The sequence below is a fragment of the Pseudomonas sp. HN2-3 genome (assembly GCF_020691745.1).
Classification (GTDB): Bacteria; Pseudomonadota; Gammaproteobacteria; order Pseudomonadales; family Pseudomonadaceae; genus Aquipseudomonas; species Aquipseudomonas capeferrum.
Genome location: NZ_CP085704.1, coordinates 4,106,770 through 4,120,125 on the forward strand (window position 1 = coordinate 4,106,770; position 13,356 = coordinate 4,120,125).

Annotated in this window: 7 protein-coding genes and 1 other RNA gene; 3 read left to right on the forward strand and 5 right to left on the reverse strand. The window is 64.0% G+C overall.

Going from position 1 to position 13,356, the window contains the following annotated elements:
- Window positions 1–43: 43 nt before the first annotated feature.
- The 5 genes from ffs to LJX93_RS18585 all read right to left on the reverse strand — a co-directional run bounded on the left by ffs (window position 44) and on the right by LJX93_RS18585 (window position 8,220).
- Window positions 44–140, reverse strand: an RNA gene (ffs, locus tag LJX93_RS18565) — signal recognition particle sRNA small type.
- A 276-nt stretch (window positions 141–416) separates the two neighbouring features.
- On the reverse strand, window positions 417–2,747 hold the full coding sequence (ligA, locus tag LJX93_RS18570) for an NAD-dependent DNA ligase LigA (protein WP_227696274.1): 2,331 nt from the start codon (window positions 2,745–2,747) through the stop codon (window positions 417–419).
- Between the two features lie 236 nt (window positions 2,748–2,983).
- Complete coding sequence (zipA, locus tag LJX93_RS18575) at window positions 2,984–3,865, reverse strand: cell division protein ZipA (RefSeq protein ID WP_033699369.1); 882 nt, start codon at window positions 3,863–3,865, stop codon at window positions 2,984–2,986.
- Between the two features lie 204 nt (window positions 3,866–4,069).
- Entirely contained in the window at window positions 4,070–7,558 is a 3,489-nt protein-coding gene (gene smc, locus LJX93_RS18580) for a chromosome segregation protein SMC (protein WP_227696275.1), read from the reverse strand.
- 2 nt (window positions 7,559–7,560) lie between these two features.
- Window positions 7,561–8,220: a GntR family transcriptional regulator gene (locus LJX93_RS18585; protein WP_033699372.1), complete on the reverse strand. Its 660-nt coding sequence runs from the start codon at window positions 8,218–8,220 to the stop codon at window positions 7,561–7,563.
- Between the two features lie 267 nt (window positions 8,221–8,487).
- On the opposite strand from LJX93_RS18585, the gene xdhA reads away from it, so the two are divergent.
- The 3 genes from xdhA to xdhC all read left to right on the forward strand — a co-directional run bounded on the left by xdhA (window position 8,488) and on the right by xdhC (window position 13,349).
- On the forward strand, window positions 8,488–9,942 hold the full coding sequence (xdhA, locus tag LJX93_RS18590; protein ID WP_033699373.1) for a xanthine dehydrogenase small subunit: 1,455 nt from the start codon (window positions 8,488–8,490) through the stop codon (window positions 9,940–9,942).
- Window positions 9,935–12,334: a xanthine dehydrogenase molybdopterin binding subunit gene (xdhB, locus tag LJX93_RS18595; protein ID WP_227696276.1), complete on the forward strand. Its 2,400-nt coding sequence runs from the start codon at window positions 9,935–9,937 to the stop codon at window positions 12,332–12,334. Before xdhA ends, xdhB begins: the two co-directional genes overlap by 8 nt.
- A 169-nt stretch (window positions 12,335–12,503) precedes the next feature.
- A complete protein-coding gene (gene xdhC / locus LJX93_RS18600; RefSeq protein ID WP_047583645.1) occupies window positions 12,504–13,349 on the forward strand; it encodes a xanthine dehydrogenase accessory protein XdhC in 846 nt (281 codons plus the stop codon).
- Window positions 13,350–13,356 lie beyond the last annotated feature (7 nt).

The following is a 13,356-nucleotide window of genomic DNA, read 5'->3' on the forward strand; positions in this document are numbered from 1 at the left end:
AGCCTGACAGGCTGAGGTTTTAGGACCCCAGAAATGGAGGCGGCCCCACCAGCCACACCCCGGCACTCGATGTTCCCGCTATGGCTGCTCCCTTCCGGGCCTGACCAGGTTAACGGGTAATCAATGCGGGGGGACCGATGGGGCCACCACTAACGCGACTCGCTAAGCAGCGAGCCGCGCCATTGTACCGGTCTGAGGCGAAGTTACAACCTCTGGCCGGAGAAAAAGTCATCATTTCTCAATGACTTGTTTGAATTCGGGGGTACCTTGGCGAACGACGGCCTTTGTAGGAGCGGCCTTGTGTCGCGAAAGGGGCGCGAAGCGGCCCCTGGATTTCAGCTTCGCCGCAGAGATTGCTGGGGCCGCTTCGCGCCCCTTTCGCGACGCAAGGCCGCTCCTACAAGGTCCGCGCAGGGTCAGAGGGTGATGCCTTGCTCGCCGAGGAAGGCAATGAACGCGTCTTCGTCCAGCACCTTCACCCCCAGCTCACTGGCCTTGGCCAGCTTGGAGCCCGCGCCTGGGCCGGCGACCACGCAGTGGGTCTTGCCGGAAACGGAACCGGCAACCTTGGCGCCGAGGCTTTCCAGCTTCTCCTTGGCAATGTCGCGGCTCATGCGCTCCAGGCTGCCGGTCAACACCCAGGTCTGCCCCGCAAGCGGCAGCCCTTCGGCGACTTTCTTCTCGCTGTGCCAGTGCATGCCGAACGCCAGCAACTGGGCCTCGATGGCCCGCGCCAGCTTCTGGTTCGCTTCGTCCTTGAAGAACTCGCGCACCGCCTCGGCCTGCTTGGCCGCCAAGGCCTGGCGCAAGTCGATGCCATCGGCAGCGATGATCTTGTCCAGGCTATCGAGCTTGGCCACCAGCTTTTCAGCGCCGGTCGGGCCGACCGAGGGAATGTCGAGCTTGGCGATCATCCCAGCCAGGGTCGTACTGGCAGCAAACTCGGCGGCCAGGTCGCCTTCGTCCTGCAACTGCATGCCGCAGGCCAGCAACTGCTCGATGACCTTGCAGTTGTGTTCGTCTTCAAAGAAGTTGTGGATCTCGTAAGCCACTTCAAGGCCGATGTCCGGCAGGTAGGTCAGCACCTGCGGCAGGGCCTGCTGCACCCGCTCCAGCGTGCCCAGCGAGCGCGCCAGCACCTTGGCAGTCTCTTCACCCACATCCGGGATACCCAGGGCATAGATGAAACGCGCCAGGCTCGGGCGCTTGCTGGCTTCGATGGCATCCAGCAGCTTCTTGCTGGACACCTCGGCAAACCCTTCCAGGCCGACGATCTGGTCGAATTCCAACTTGTACAGGTCCGCCGGCGAGCCGATCAACCCTTCGTCCACCAACTGCTCGACACTCTTCTCGCCCAGGCCGTCGATGTCCATCGCGCGGCGCGAAACGTAGTGAATGATCGCCTGCTTGAGCTGGGCGCCACAGGCCAGGCGGCCGACGCAACGGTACACCGCGCCTTCGCTGGTGGTTTCCTTGCCCTTGCTGCGCTTGACCAGCTGGGTACGCTCGACCTGCGAGCCACACACCGGGCACTCGCTCGGCACTTCGACCGGGCGGGCATCTTCGGGGCGGCGCTCGAGCACCACTTGCATGACTTGCGGGATGACATCACCGGCCCGGCGAATGATGACCGTATCGCCGATGCGCAGGCCCAGGCGGGCGATTTCGTCCATGTTGTGCAGGGTGGCGTTGGACACGGTCACACCGGCCACCTTGACCGGCTTCAGACGCGCTACAGGGGTTACCGCCCCAGTGCGGCCGACCTGGAATTCGACATCCAGCACTTCGGTCAGCTCTTCCATGGCCGGGAACTTGTGGGCAATCGCCCAGCGCGGCTCGCGGGCGCGGAAGCCCAGCTCACGCTGGGACGCCAGGCTGTTGACCTTGAACACCACACCGTCGATTTCGTAAGGCAGGCTGTTGCGGCGCTCGCCGATGTCGCGGTAGTACGCCAGGCATTCTTCGATGCCGGCGGCATGCCTGAGCTCACGGCTGATCGGCAGGCCCCAGGCCTTGAGCTGTTCGAGGATGCCAATGTGGCTGTCGCCGATGCTTTCGGACACCTGACCTACACCGTAGCAGCAGAACTCCAGCGGGCGACTGGCGGTGATTTTCGAGTCCAGCTGGCGCAGGCTACCGGCCGCGGCGTTACGCGGGTTGGCGAAGGTCTTGCCGCCCGCCTCTGCCTGGGCCGCATTGAGCCGGTCGAAACCGGCCTTGCTCATGTACACCTCGCCACGCACTTCCAGCACCGCCGGCCAGCCTTCGCCCTGGAGCTTTAGCGGGATGTTGCGCACGGTGCGCACGTTGGCACTGATGTCTTCACCGGTCGTGCCGTCGCCGCGGGTAGCGCCCTGCACCAATTGGCCGTCACGGTACAGCAGGCTCACAGCCAGGCCATCGAGCTTGGGTTCGCAGCTGAAGTCGACCGCACCTGGCTGGTCGAGGCCGTCGACCACACGACGGCCGAATTCACGCAGGTCGGCTTCTTCGAAGGCGTTGCCCAGGCTGAGCATGGGCACTTCGTGACGCACCTGGCTGAACGCGGCCAAGGCCTGACCGCCGACGCGCTGGGTTGGCGAGTCGGGCGTCACCAGGTGCGGGTGCTCAGCCTCTAGCGCCTTGAGTTCGTTGAACAGGCGGTCGTATTCGGCATCGGGGACGCTGGGCTCATCGAGCACGTAGTAGCGGTAGTTGTGCTGGTCGAGTTCGGCGCGCAGGGCGTGGATTCGGGATTCGGCGTTCATGGGTCAGGGTCTCTTGCAAAGCAAAAAGCAGCCTTGGGGCACCGTGCCAGAACAGGGTTTGAGGTTGTCAATGCCGACCCTTTCGCGGGTCAAGCCCGCTCCCACAGGTACACCACTGCCTGCAAGGCTTACGGTGTACCTGTGGGAGCGGGCTTGACCCGCGAAAGGGTCGGTACAGGCACACTCAAAACCTGAACCGACCAGCGCGCCCACAGGCTGCTCTTTGTCTGGAACTATCAGCGTTTCTGGGTCAGCGCGCGGCGCTCGAACTCGACGATGCGCTGGCGGTAATGCTCGATGGTCTGGGCGGTCAGCACGCTGCGCTGATCATCCTTGAGTTCACCATTGAGCTCATGGGCCAACTTGCGCGCCGCTGCAACCATCACGTCGAACGCCTGCTTCGGATGACGCGGGCCCGGCAGGCCCAGGAAGAAGCTCACCGCACGGGTGCTGAAGTGGTCGATATCGTCCAGGTCGAAAATACCGGGCTTCACCGCGTTGGCCATGGAGAACAGCACTTCGCCGTGGCCGGCCATGCTCTCGTGACGGTGGAAGATGTCCATCTCGCCAAAACGCAGGCCGCTCTCGAGAATGTTCTGCAGCAACGCCGGCCCTTTGAAGCCACCCTCGTCGCGGGAGATAACGCTGATCACCAGCACTTCTTCAGCGGGGGGCAATTCCTTGACCGTGTTATTGGCGGACGACGCACCGCTGTTGCGGTTGTTGTCGGCAGCAAAGTCATCATCGGTATCGGCAAACAGGTCAGGCTCGCGCGATTCGGCCACCAGGTTCAGGTCACCCTGCGGCACTTCTGCGGCACGCTTGCCACGCTTGCTGGCCTTGACCGGCTTGGGCTCGCGCTCGCGATCACGCGACGACGCACTGAGCGAGGGCAGGTCGCTCTCGTCCAGTTCTGGCTCTTTATGGTTATCCAACACCCGCGACGGGCCGAGCACTTCGGCACCGCCCTCTTCGTCGGGGGCGTTGGTATAACTGCGATCCAGGCGGAATTTCAACTTGCCTTTTCCGCCGCGCATGCGGCGCCAGCCGTCGAAAAGAATACCGGCAATGACAATGATGCCGATGAGGATCAGCCACTCGCGCAGACCGATTTCCATGTAATCCCGTGCCTCTATAAAAATATGCTTGAAAACAAAGGGTTCAAAGCCCTTTAACACGTGGCGCCAACTCTATGTTCTGACAGGCGTTTTACCCACGCAAAAAACGAGTGACATTAAGCTAGCACGACCAAAGAGAACTTTACACCGTCTGTCGCACATGACGGGGCCATTTCACTACAGAATGTGCCCTATCTTCGCTCATCAGGCGTCGACCATTGCCATCGCCTCCTCCACATCCACCGCCACCAGGCGGGAGCAGCCGGGCTCGTGCATGGTCACCCCCATCAATTGATCCGCCATCTCCATGGCAATCTTGTTATGCGTGATGTAGATGAACTGCACGCTCTCACTCATTTCCTTCACCAGCCGCGCGTAACGCCCGACGTTGGCATCGTCCAGCGGCGCATCGACCTCGTCGAGCATGCAGAACGGTGCGGGGTTCAACTTGAAAATGGCAAACACCAGCGCCAGGGCGGTCAGTGCCTTCTCGCCACCGGACAGCAAATGGATGGTGCTGTTCTTCTTGCCCGGTGGTCGCGCCATGATCGTCACCCCTGTATCGAGTAGATCTTCGCCCGTCAGTTCCAGATAAGCGCTGCCACCACCGAAAACTTTTGGAAAAAGTGCCTGTAATCCAGCATTTATCTGATCAAAGGTATCTTTGAAGCGGTTGCGGGTTTCCTTGTCGATCTTGCGGATGACGTTTTCGAGGGTCTCCAGCGCTTCGACCAGGTCGGCGTTCTGCGCGTCCAGGTAGCGCTTGCGCTCGGACTGTTGCTCGTATTCTTCGATCGCTGCCAGGTTGATCGCGCCCAGGCGCTGGATACGCGCCTCGGTCTGTTCCAGCGCCTGCTCGGTGCCCTGTTCGCTGTCGTCGGCTTCGAGCGTGGCAAGCACGCCTTGCAGGTCGTAACCGTCGGCCAGCAATTGCTCTTGCAGGGTCTTGCGCCGCACATCCAGGCCCTGGCACTCCAAACGCAGCTGCTCCAGCTGGCCGCGCAGCAGTTGGGCTTGCTGCTCGGCCTGGCTGCGGCGTTTTTCGGCGTCGCGCAGTGCACGGTCGGCCTCGTCCATGTGCAGGCGGGCCTGGCGCATTTCCTCGTCGACGCTCATGCGCCGCTCCAGCAGCTCTTCGAGCTTCAGGCGCAACTCTTCGAGGGGTGCTTCGCCCTCCTCCAGGTTCAGGCTCAGTTGCTCCTGGCGCTCGGTCAGGCGTGCGGCCTGCTGCTCCAAGCGCTCCAGGGCCTGACGGGTGGAGTCATGCTGGGCGCGCAGCGAGCCCAGGCGCACGGCCAGCTGGTGGGCATGGTCCTTGTGCTGGCGCGCCTCCTGGCGAACGCGATCGAGGCCTTCGCGCAGGGTATCGCGACGGGCCATCAACTGCTCGCGCTGTTCGGTGTCCTGGGCCATGAGGTCCAGGGCTTCCTGCAGCACCAGCCGCGCCTCGCCCAGTTGCTCGTGTTCCAGGGCGCGCTGCTCCTGCAGTTCGGTCAGTTCTTCCTGCAGACGGCGGCGGCGCAATTCGACTTGCTCGGCACGGGCACGGCTGGCCGACAGGCTGGCCTTGAACTCGCCATGCTGGCGGCTCTCTTCCTGGGTACGGCGGCGCAACTGCTCGCGCTGCTCTTCAAAGCCCAACTGCTGCTCGCGCAGGCCTTGAAGCTGTTGCTCAAGATGCTCCAGGGCGGCTTGCTGCTCCAACTGCTCCTGGCCCAGGCGTTCGATTTCCTGGCCGCGGGCCAACACCCCGCCTTCGGCTTCGCCACCTCGGCTCACCCGCAAAAAATGCCGGCCCACCCAGTAACCGTCACGGCTGACCAGGCTTTGCCCTTCATTCAGGGTGGCCCGCAGCGCCAGCGCCTGGGCCAGGTCATCGACCGGCTTTACCTGCCCCAGCCAGGGCGTCAGGTCGGTACGCCCTTCGACCTTGTCCAGCAGGCTGCCCGCCAGCCGCGCACCCTCGCCGCCGGCCAGCAGCAAGCGCAACTCGCCTTGCTCCAGGTCGGCGAAATCGAGGTTGTTGAAGTCATCGACCAGCACCGCCTGCAGGTCGGCGCCAAGCACCGTTTCTACTGCCAGCTCCCAGCCCGGCTCGACCCGCAGCCCTTCCGCCAGGCGGGGGCGCTGCGCCAGGCCTTGCTCGCGCAACCAGTCTGCGGCGCCCACGCCAGGCTCCAGCGCAGCCTGCTGCAAGGCCTCCAACGATGCCAGGCGACCACCCAGACGCTGCAGGTCGCCCTGCGCCTGCTGTTGCGCCTGGGTGGCCTGCTGCAATTGCTCGCGCGTGCCTTCGAGGCGCTCGACCACTTGCTCTTCGGCCCCCTGCAACTCGTCCAGCAGCATTTCGCTACTGGCCAACTGTTCGGCCAGTTCGAACAGGGCGGCATCCTGTGGCTCGGCGCCCAACAGGTCGCGCTCTTCAGCCAGCTTGCGCTGGCGCTCCGCCAAGCGCTCCAGGCTGGTTTCCAGCTGCTGCAGGCGCGCCTGCTGCACTTCCGCCTGGCGCCGGGGCTCGGCGGAGCGGGTGTTGAAGGTGTCCCACTGCTCTTGCCAGCCGTGCATGCCCAGCTCGGCTTCTTCGAGGGTGGCGGCGGCCTCTTCGGCGGCCGCCAGGGTCATTTCCTGCTCAGGCACCAGCATGGCCAGCTCTTCGCCAAGGGTAGCCAGCAGGGTGCGGTCATGGCCTAGGTGCGACTCGGTCTCCAGGCGCGTGCGCTCGGCTTCCTTGAAGTCGTCCTGCAATTGGCGCAGGCGCTGTTGGCCGTGCTGGATGCTCTGCTCGACCCGGGCGATGTCGCCTGCCACCGAATAGAAGCGGCCTTGTACCTGGTTGAAGCGTTCGGACAATTCGTGATGGCCATCGCGCAGGCGCTCGATGCTGGCGTCGGCGTTGCGCTGCTCGGCCACCAACGCCTCGTGGGACACATCCTGGTCGCCGATCACCGCTTCGCGCTGGCGTACGCGTTCGTCCAGGTCGCGCCAGCGCAGGGCCGACAGGCGCGCCTTGAGCTGGCGTTCCTGGGCCTTGTACTCGCGGTACTTCTCGGCGGCCTGGGCCTGGCGGTGCAGGCGTTCGAGCTGGCGCTCCAGCTCGTCGCGCAGGTCGGTCAGGCGCGCCAGGTTTTCCTGGGTGCGGCGGATGCGGTTTTCGGTTTCGCGACGACGCTCCTTGTACTTGGAGATGCCCGCCGCCTCCTCGATGAAGTTGCGCAGCTCCTCGGGCTTGGCTTCGATCAGCTTGGAGATCATGCCCTGCTCGATGATCGAGTAGCTGCGCGGCCCAAGGCCGGTGCCGAGGAAGATATCGGTGATATCGCGGCGACGGCATTTGGCGCCGTTGAGGTAGTAGCTGTTCTGCGCGTCGCGGGTCACCTTGCGGCGGATGGAAATCTCAGCGTAGGCCGCGTATTCACCTACCAGGGTGTTGTCGCTGTTGTCGAACACCAGCTCGATGCTGGCCTGGCTGACCGGCTTGCGGCTGGTGGAACCGTTGAAGATGACGTCGGTCATCGACTCGCCGCGCAGGTTTTTCGCCGAGCTCTCGCCCATCACCCAGCGCACCGCGTCGATGATGTTGGACTTGCCGCAACCGTTGGGGCCGACCACGGCCGCCATGTTGCTGGGGAAGTTGACCGTGGTCGGGTCGACGAACGACTTGAACCCGGCCAGGCGAATGCATTTGAGGCGCATGGTCAGGCCCGGGCCAACGCCGCCAGCACCAGTTCACAGCTGCGCTGGCAGTAAGCGGTGAGCACCTCGCGGATGCGCGGCAGGTCGCGCGAGACCACGGCCTCGAGCAGGCAGGCGAACAGCTGCAAGTAGTCGTCGGTGCTGGCCTGGCGCTGGTCCAGGGCCAGGTAGTAGGCGCGGCTCATGGCCGGCTGCAGGTTTTCTACGGTTTCCTGCAGGTAAGGGTTGTCGGCGAACGGATAGGCCGCCCGCATCACCGCGAAGCTTTCGGCAACGAACACCTTGATGTCCCGTTTGTCGCGGGCTAGCTGCAGGCGCTGCTGGATCTCCAGAAACGGGCGCAGGTCGGCCTCAAGGCGCCATTTTTGTGCAACGGCGTTGCCCAGCAGGATGTAGAACTCGCCCATCAAGTTGCACAGGCTGCGCACGCTGCGCTCGTCCAGCTTGGTCACATGAGCGCCACGACGCGGCAAGATCGCGACCAGATGCCGACGTTCGAGGATCAATAGTGCCTCACGCACCGAACCGCGGCTGACATTCAGCGCCTGGGTGACCTTTTGCTCCTGGATGCGCTCGCCTGGCGCCAGCTCGCCGCGGATGATGCGTTCGGCCAGGTAATCGGCAATCTGCTCGGAGAGGCTGTCCGGGGCCTTGAACGTCATGGTTTTCCTTCAAAATCATTGAACTGGGCACAAGGGGCGGATTGTAGCGTACTTGACCGGCACGCGCGCAGAGGGGCCTTGCGCTTTATTTGGCCTGCCAGACAGCCGCCTGCCCGGCGCGATCTATGCTTGTAGTAAAGGCAATGTGTTCGGCCGGGTGTAGAGATGCGTATTTTCCTGACCTTTGAGTCAGAAAAATATTGACCAGTTCGTCAGGTCTGCTTATTGTCCGCCCAACAACAATAAAACCATTGCGAGGCCACCCCCGTGATCCAGTTTCTCGTCAACCAGGAGCTGCGTAATGAGCACGCCCTGGACCCGAACATGACGGTGCTGCAATACCTGCGCGAGCACCTGGGCAAACCCGGCACCAAGGAAGGCTGTGCCAGTGGTGACTGCGGTGCATGCACCGTGGTGGTCGGCGAACTGACCCAGGACGACCAGGGCCAGGACACCCTGCGCTACCGCAGCCTCAATTCGTGCCTGACCTTCGTGTCTTCGCTGCATGGCAAGCAGTTGATCAGCGTCGAAGGCCTCAAGCACCAGGGCGAACTGCACAGCGTGCAAAAAGCCATGGCCGACTGCCATGGTTCGCAATGCGGCTTCTGCACCCCAGGCTTCGTCATGTCGCTGTTCGCCCTGCAGAAAAACAGCCAAGGCCCCGACCTGCACCTGGCCCAGGAAGCCCTGGCCGGCAACCTGTGCCGCTGCACCGGCTACCGGCCGATCCTCGATGCTGCCGAGCAAAGCTGCCGCCAGCCTTGCCGCGACCAGTTCGACGCCCAGCAAGCCCAGACCATCAGCCGCCTCAAGGCCATCGCGCCGACCCAGACCGGCGAGCTCAACAGTGGCGACAAGCGCTGCCTGGTGCCGTTGACCGTGGCTGACCTGGCCGACCTGTACAGCTCGCACCCCGAAGCACGCCTGCTGGCCGGTGGTACCGACCTGGCACTGGAAGTGACCCAGTTCCACAAGACGCTCCCGGTGATGATCTATGTCGGCCACGTGGCCGAGCTCAAGCGCATCGACAAGACCGCCAGCCACCTGGAAATCGGCGCGGCCACCCCGCTCACCGACTGCTATGAAGCGCTCAATGCCGAGTACCCCGACTTCGGCGGCCTGCTGCACCGGTTTGCCTCGTTGCAGATCCGCAACCAAGGCACCTTGGGCGGCAATATCGGCAACGCCTCGCCGATTGGCGACTCGCCGCCCCTGCTGATTGCCTTGGATGCCCAGGTGGTGCTGCGCCAGGGCGAACGCCAGCGCACCCTGGCGCTGGAAGACTACTTCATCGATTACCGCATCACCGCGCGCCAGGACAGCGAGTTCATCGAGAAGATCATCGTACCGCGCGCCAGCGATGACTGGGCCTTCCGCGCCTATAAAGTGTCCAAGCGCCTGGACGACGACATTTCCGCCGTGTGCGCAGCGTTCAACCTGAGCATCGAGAACGGCGTGGTCAGCGGCGTTCGGATCGCCTTCGGCGGCATGGCCGCCATTCCAAAGCGTGCACGTGCCTGCGAAGCAGCCCTGCGCGGCAAAGCGTGGAACCAGGCCAGCATCGAGCGCGCCTGCCAGGCGCTGGCCGAAGACTTCACCCCGCTCAGCGACTTCCGCGCCAGCAAGGAGTACCGCCTGCTGACCGCACAGAACCTGTTGCGCAAGTACTTCATCGAACAGCAAACACCGCACATCGAAACCCGGGTGACCGCTTATGTCTAACCATCACGTAGCCAAGAGCCAGGCCGAGATGGCCGAACTGTTCAGCCAGGACCTGACCACCGGGGTCGGCCGCTGCGTCAAGCACGACAGTGCCGACAAGCACGTGGCCGGCGAAGCGGTGTACATCGATGACCGCCTGGAATTCCCCAACCAGTTGCACGTCTATGCGCGCACCGCCGACCGCGCCCACGCGCGCATCCTGCGTGTCCACACCACGCCGTGCTATGCCTTCGAGGGTGTACGCATCGCCATCACCCACGAAGACATCCCTGGCCTCAAGGACATCGGCCCGGTGGTGGCCGGCGACCCGCTGCTGGCCATCGACAAGGTCGAATTCTTCGGCCAGCCGGTGCTCGCCGTGGCTGCCCGCGACCTGGAAACCGCCCGCCGCGCAGCGATGGCGGCCATCATCGAATACGAAGACCTGGAGCCGGTACTGGATGTGGTCGAAGCGTTTCGCAAGAAGCACTTCGTGCTCGACAGCCACACCCACCAGCGCGGTGACTCCGCCGCCGCCCTGGCCAGCGCCCCGCACCGCCTGCAAGGCACCCTGCATATCGGCGGCCAGGAGCACTTCTACCTGGAAACCAACATTTCCTCGGTGATGCCGACCGAGGACGGCGGCATGATCGTCTACTGCTCCACGCAAAACCCCACCGAAGTGCAGAAGCTGGTCGCCGAAGTGCTGGACGTGCCGATGAACAAGATCGTCCTCGACATGCGCCGCATGGGCGGTGGTTTCGGCGGCAAGGAAACCCAAGCCGCCAGCCCGGCGTGCCTGTGTGCGGTGGTTGCGCACCTGACCGGCCAGCCAACCAAGATGCGCCTGCCGCGCGTCGAAGACATGATGATGACCGGCAAGCGCCACCCGTTCTATGTCGAGTACGACGTGGGCTTCGATGACACTGGCCGCCTGCACGGCATCAATTTCGACCTGGCCGGCAACTGCGGCTACTCGCCCGACCTGTCCGGCTCGATCGTCGACCGCGCCATGTTCCACTCCGACAACGCCTACTACCTGGGCGATGCCACCGTGCATGGCCACCGCTGCAAGACCAACACCGCCTCCAACACCGCCTACCGCGGCTTTGGCGGCCCGCAGGGCATGGTCGCCATCGAGCAGGTGATGGACCATATCGCCCGCCACCTGGGCCGCGACCCGCTGGCGGTGCGCAAGGCCAACTACTACGGCAAGACCGACCGCAACGTCACCCACTACTACCAGACCGTCGAGCACAACATGCTCGAAGAGATGACCGCCGAGCTTGAGGCCAGCAGCGATTACGCCGAGCGGCGCGAGTCGATTCGCCGCTTCAATGCCAACAGCCCGATTCTCAAGAAGGGCCTGGCGCTGACCCCGGTCAAGTTCGGTATCTCGTTCACCGCCACCTTCCTCAACCAGGCCGGTGCGCTGATCCACATCTACACCGACGGCAGTATCCACCTGAACCACGGCGGCACCGAGATGGGCCAGGGCCTGAACACCAAGGTGGCGCAGGTGGTGGCGCAGATTTTCCAGGTCGACTTCGACCGCATCCAGATCACCGCCACCAACACCGACAAGGTCCCCAACACCTCGCCTACCGCGGCTTCCAGCGGCGCCGACCTGAACGGCAAGGCCGCGCAGAACGCCGCCGAAATCCTCAAGAAGCGCCTGACCGAGTTCGCCGCACGGCATTACCAGGTGACCGAGGAAGACGTCGAGTTCCGCAACGGCCATGTGCGCGTGCGTGAGCAGATCGTCAGCTTCGAGCAACTGGTGCAGCAGGCGTACTTTGCCCAAGTGTCGCTGTCGAGCACTGGCTTCTACCGCACGCCGAAGATTTTCTACGACCGCAGCCAGGCTCGCGGCCGGCCGTTCTACTACTTCGCCTTCGGTGCAGCCTGCGTGGAAGTGGTCGTCGACACCCTGACGGGCGAGTACAAGATGCTGCGCGCCGACATCCTGCATGACGTCGGCGCCTCGCTGAACCCGGCCATCGATATCGGCCAGGTGGAAGGCGGTTTCATCCAGGGCATGGGCTGGCTGACCACCGAGGAGCTGGTGTGGAATGCCAAGGGCAAGTTGATGACCAACGGCCCGGCCAGCTACAAAGTGCCGGCGGTAGCCGACATGCCGCTGGACCTGCGCGTGAAGCTGGTGGAAAACCGCAAGAACCCGGAAGACACGGTGTTCCATTCCAAGGCCGTGGGCGAGCCGCCATTCATGCTTGGCATCGCCGCCTGGTGCGCGATCAAGGACGCCGTGGCCAGCATTGCCGACTATCGCCTGCAACCCCAGGTTGATGCCCCGGCAACGCCAGAGCGGGTGTTGTGGGGTTGCGAGCAGATGCGCAAGGCGGTGGCCGCCGCGCAGCCTGCATCGCAGGAACTGGAAACCGTTAGCCACTGACCCTGCGCTCCGTTGTGTGTGTAGGAGCGGCCTTGCGTCGCGAAAGGGGCGCGAAGCGGCCCCAGCCAACTCAGCAGCGAAGCTGAAATCCTGGGGCCGCTGCGCAGCCCTTTCGCGACGCAAGGCCGCTCCTACACAAGGCCCGCGTAGACAGAAGAGAGGTTGGATCATGCACCAATGGATCAACGCCCTCGCCGACCACCAGTCCCGCGGTGAACCCTGCGTGCTGGTGACCATCATCGAGGAACGCGGCTCTACCCCGCGTAACGCCGGCTCGAAAATGGTCGTCAGCGCCACCGCGCTGTTCGATACCATCGGCGGCGGCCACCTGGAATACAAGGCCCTGCATATCGCCCGGCAAATGCTCGAAGACCAGCGCACCACCCCGCACCTGGAGCGCTTCAGCCTGGGTGCAAGCCTCGGCCAGTGCTGCGGCGGCGTGACCGTGCTGCTGTTCGAGCCAATGGCCGCCGTGCAGGCGCAGATCGCGGTGTTCGGCGCGGGCCATGTCGGCCGCGCTCTGGTACCCTTGCTCGCCGCGTTGCCCTGCCGGGTGCGCTGGATCGATTCGCGCGAACAGGAATTTCCCGAGCTCATCCCCAACGGGGTGACCAAGGTGGTCAACGAGGAGCCCGTCGACGAAGTGGCCGACCTGCCAGCCGGCAGCTACTGCATCGTCATGACCCACAACCACCAGCTCGACCTGGAACTGACCGCCGCCATTCTCAAACGCAATGATTTCACCTGGTTCGGCCTGATCGGCTCGAAGACCAAACGGGCCAAGTTCGAGCACCGCCTGCGCGAGCGCGGCTTCGATGATGCCGTCGTGGCGCGCATGCGCTGCCCGATGGGCATTGCCGAGGTCAAGGGCAAGCTGCCGATCGAGATCGCCGTGTCCATCGCCGGCGAAATCATTGCCACCTACAACGCCTGCTTCGGCCAGCATGACGCTGCCGCCAACGCCGGCCCCATTGCCCAGTTGCTGCCGCCCTCCCGGCGCAGCCAAGCCATTTGACGAGCGC

Bases quoted from the DNA above. Each gene is read 5' to 3' on its own strand.
- LJX93_RS18585 (WP_033699372.1), bottom strand. From the start codon at position 8,220: ATGACGTTCAAGGCCCCGGACAGCCTCTCCGAGCAGATTGCCGATTAC.
- xdhB (WP_227696276.1), top strand. From the start codon at position 9,935: ATGTCTAACCATCACGTAGCCAAGAGCCAGGCCGAGATGGCCGAACTG.
- ligA (WP_227696274.1), bottom strand. From the start codon at position 2,747: ATGAACGCCGAATCCCGAATCCACGCCCTGCGCGCCGAACTCGACCAG.
- zipA (WP_033699369.1), bottom strand. From the start codon at position 3,865: ATGGAAATCGGTCTGCGCGAGTGGCTGATCCTCATCGGCATCATTGTC.
- xdhC (WP_047583645.1), top strand. From the start codon at position 12,504: ATGCACCAATGGATCAACGCCCTCGCCGACCACCAGTCCCGCGGTGAA.
- smc (WP_227696275.1), bottom strand. From the start codon at position 7,558: ATGCGCCTCAAATGCATTCGCCTGGCCGGGTTCAAGTCGTTCGTCGAC.